This window comes from Halobacillus locisalis, from assembly GCF_013694105.1.
GTDB lineage: Bacteria > Bacillota > Bacilli > Bacillales > Halobacillaceae > Halobacillus > Halobacillus locisalis.
In genome coordinates, this window is sequence record NZ_JACEFG010000008.1 from 1,962 (window position 1) to 4,985 (window position 3,024).

General features: G+C 52.6%; 1 rRNA gene. It reads left to right on the forward strand.

What is annotated here, in order from left to right:
- Window positions 1–104 precede the first annotated feature (104 nt).
- Window positions 105–3,022: ribosomal RNA gene (locus tag H0266_RS19270) — 23S ribosomal RNA — on the forward strand.
- Window positions 3,023–3,024: the final 2 nt, after the last annotated feature.

A 3,024-nucleotide genomic window follows, 5' to 3' on the forward strand; every position in this document is an offset into this window, starting at 1 on the left:
TTTGAACCTTGAAAACTGGATAAGAGAATTGTTTGTGTTCCTTAGGAACATAAATGATGACAAGACATCAAACATCAAAAGAAACAACGTCTTTTCACGACGATAGTTAAGTGAATAAGGGCGCACGGTGGATGCCTTGGTACTAGGAGCCGATGAAGGACGGGACTAACACCGATATGCTCCGGCGAGCCGTAAGTAGGCTTTGACCCGGAGATTTCCGAATGGGGAAACCCACTGTTCGTAATGGAACAGTACTTCATACTGAATACATAGGTATGTGGAGGCACACCCGGGGAACTGAAACATCTAAGTACCCGGAGGAAGAGAAAGCAAATGCGATTTCCCAAGTAGCGGCGAGCGAAACGGAATCAGCCCAAACCAGAAAGCTTGCTTTCTGGGGTTGTAGGACACTCCATCGGAGTTAACAAGAAGGAAGATAGGCGAATCGATCTGGAACGATCAGCCAGAGCAGGTAACAGCCCTGTAGTCGAAATCTTTCTTCCTCCGGAGTGGATCCTGAGTACGGCGGAACACGTGAAATTCCGTCGGAATCCGGGAGGACCATCTCCCAAGGCTAAATACTCCCTAGTGACCGATAGTGAACCAGTACCGTGAGGGAAAGGTGAAAAGCACCCCGGAAGGGGAGTGAAAGAGAACCTGAAACCGTGTGCCTACAAGTAGTCAGAGCCCGTTAATGGGTGATGGCGTGCCTTTTGTAGAATGAACCGGCGAGTTACGACCGTATGCGAGGTTAAGCAGCAGAAGCGGAGCCGCAGCGAAAGCGAGTCTGAATAGGGCGCGTGAGTATGCGGTCGTAGACCCGAAACCGTGTGATCTACCCATGTCCAGGGTGAAGGTCAGGTAACACTGACTGGAGGCCCGAACCCACGTAAGTTGAAAATTACGGGGATGAGGTGTGGGTAGGGGTGAAATGCCAATCGAACACGGAGATAGCTGGTTCTCTCCGAAATAGCTTTAGGGCTAGCCTCAGAATAGAAAGTCTTGGAGGTAGAGCACTGATTGGACGAGGGGCCCCTATCGGGTTACCGAATTCAGTCAAACTCCGAATGCCAATGACTTTGTTCTGGGAGTCAGACCGTGGGTGATAAGGTTCATGGTCGAGAGGGAAACAGCCCAGACCGCCAGCTAAGGTCCCAAAGTGTGTGTTAAGTGGAAAAGGATGTGGAGTTGCTTAGACAACCAGGATGTTGGCTTAGAAGCAGCCATCATTCAAAGAGTGCGTAATAGCTCACTGGTCGAGTGACTCTGCGCCGAAAATTTACCGGGGCTAAACACACCACCGAAGCTGCGGATTGATCTTATGATCAGTGGTAGGAGAGCGTTCTAAGGGCCGTGAAGTCAGACCGTAAGGACTGGTGGAGCGCTTAGAAGTGAGAATGCCGGTATGAGTAGCGAAAAAAGAGTGAGAATCTCTTTCACCGAAAGCCTAAGGTTTCCTGAGGAAGGCTCGTCCTCTCAGGGTTAGTCGGGACCTAAGCCGAGGCCGAAAGGCGTAGGCGATGGACAACAGGTTGATATTCCTGTACCACCTCCTTTCCGTTTGAACGACGGGGGGACGCAGAAGGATAAGAAGAGCGCGCCATTGGATGAGCGCGTCCAAGCAGTGAGACGGTCGAATAGGCAAATCCGTTCGGCAACGTTGGGCTGTGATGGGGAGGGAACTAAAGTACCGAAGCTTCTGATTTCACGCTGCCAAGAAAATCCTCTAGTGAGGAAAGAGGTGCCCGTACCGCAAACCAACACAGGTAGGCGAGGAGAGTATCCTAAGGTGAGCGGGAGAACTCTCGTTAAGGAACTCGGCAAAATGACCCCGTAACTTCGGGAGAAGGGGTGCTCCTCTGCCGAGGAGCCGCAGTGAAAAGGCCCAAGCGACTGTTTACCAAAAACACAGGTCTCTGCGAAGCCGTAAGGCGAAGTATAGGGGCTGACACCTGCCCGGTGCTGGAAGGTTAAGGGAATGCGTTAGCCGCAAGGCGAAGCGTTGAACCGAAGCCCCAGTAAACGGCGGCCGTAACTATAACGGTCCTAAGGTAGCGAAATTCCTTGTCGGGTAAGTTCCGACCCGCACGAAAGGTGCAACGACTTGGGCACTGTCTCAACGAGAGACCCGGTGAAATTATACTATGTGTGAAGATGCACATTACCCGCGACAGGACGGAAAGACCCCGTGGAGCTTTACTGTAGCCTGATATTGAATGTTGGTACAGCTTGTACAGGATAGGTAGGAGCCTTAGAAACCGGAGCGCTAGCTTCGGTGGAGGCGCTGGTGGGATACTACCCTGGCTGTACGGACATTCTAACCCAGGACCGTGATCCGGTCCGGAGACAGTGTCAGGTGGGCAGTTTGACTGGGGCGGTCGCCTCCTAAAGAGTAACGGAGGCGCCCAAAGGTTCCCTCAGAATGGTTGGAAATCATTCGCAGAGTGTAAAGGCACAAGGGAGCTTGACTGCGAGACCTACAAGTCGAGCAGGGACGAAAGTCGGGCTTAGTGATCCGGCGGTACCGCATGGAAGGGCCGTCGCTCAACGGATAAAAGCTACCCCGGGGATAACAGGCTTATCTCCCCCAAGAGTCCACATCGACGGGGAGGTTTGGCACCTCGATGTCGGCTCATCGCATCCTGGGGCTGTAGTCGGTCCCAAGGGTTGGGCTGTTCGCCCATTAAAGCGGTACGCGAGCTGGGTTCAGAACGTCGTGAGACAGTTCGGTCCCTATCCGTCGTGGGCGTTGGAAATTTGAAAGGAGCTGTCCTTAGTACGAGAGGACCGGGATGGACACACCGCTGGTGTACCAGTTGTTCCGCCAGGAGCATCGCTGGGTAGCTACGTGTGGTCGGGATAAGTGCTGAAAGCATCTAAGCATGAAGCCCCCCTTGAGATGAGATTTCCCTTTGCTTTAAGCAAATAAGATCCCTCAGAGACGATGAGGTTGATAGGTCCGAGGTGGAAGCGTGGTGACACGTGGAGCTGACGGATACTAATGGATCGATGACTTATCTATCT